Origin of the sequence: Wolbachia endosymbiont of Glossina morsitans morsitans (genome assembly GCF_000689175.1) — a bacterium.
GTDB classification, from domain to species: domain Bacteria; phylum Pseudomonadota; class Alphaproteobacteria; order Rickettsiales; family Anaplasmataceae; genus Wolbachia; species Wolbachia pipientis.
Genome location: NZ_AWUH01000044.1, coordinates 1 through 1064 on the forward strand (window position 1 = coordinate 1; position 1064 = coordinate 1064).

General features: G+C 34.9%; 1 pseudogene. It reads right to left on the bottom strand.

What is annotated here, in order from left to right:
* Positions 1-272: 272 nt before the first annotated feature.
* A pseudogene (locus WGMM_RS01175) lies at positions 273-1022 on the bottom strand (UbiA family prenyltransferase); the annotation flags it as partial.
* Positions 1023-1064: the final 42 nt, after the last annotated feature.

The following is a 1064-nucleotide window of genomic DNA, read 5'->3' on the forward strand; positions in this document are numbered from 1 at the left end:
TTTTTATGTTCTAAATGCTTTATAAGCGCATTTTAGCTTATATTAGGTAAAAACCTAGAAATTTTATAAAAACATAAGGTGCACATAGTGCAAAAAATTAAACATAAGACGCCAGATACGTGAGTTTTTTTGTCATTTAATCTGTACAGAGAAGATAAATAAATAGCTTCACTATCATGATAAGACGGCTGGCGGAGTTTGTCAAGCAAGTTTTTTTGTTTCTGCGGGCTACCTGAGTCTATTGATTTCATTAGAGCCGAAACTCTTGTGACCTAGGTGATAATTCTATCTAAAAGAATGCCGAAAAAGAGCAAGGGATCGTCAGGATTGAAATTTTTGTATTGGCGGTGAAATATGAACCCTACAGCATGTAGAGCAATATAAAAAATGTTATTTAATGATGATAAGATACCAGCATATAGCCATGCCATAAGAGATATTAAATAAAATCTTTTCAACCAAGATTTTGTTGTATCACCAAAATATAATGCGGTAGATTTCATCCCGAGTCTTTCATCATCTTTTTTATCTTGATTGGCGTATATGGTGTCATAGCTAAGTGTCCAAAAGACGCATCGTATATAAAACAGCAGGGATTCTATACTGATCTGGTTTGTTATTGCTGCTGAGCCCATGAGCGATCCTATATTGAAGGTAAACCCTAAGAACAATTGTGGCCACCAAACATACCGCTTTAATAAAGGGTAAGTAGCTATCATACACATTGAGATTATTCCAAGTATAAGTGTAGTTTTATTAGTTAATAATAAGATTACCAGGGCAATAGACAGTAGCAGTGAAAGTAAAGCTAAAGCCTGCTTTATGTTTAATGCACCACTTGCAAGTGGCCTATATTTTGTTCGTTCAACGTGCGCATCTATTTTTCTATCGAAGATATCATTGATTATGCACCCTGCTGGTCTCATTAAAAATGCACCTATAGTAAACAAAACAAGGAGAAAAAGAACCTGATACGATAGAGAAGTTGAGGCTAAAAGAATACCGCTCAAACTGGGAATAATCTCAATGTGTATGATAGCTACTTACCCTTTATTAAAGCGGTA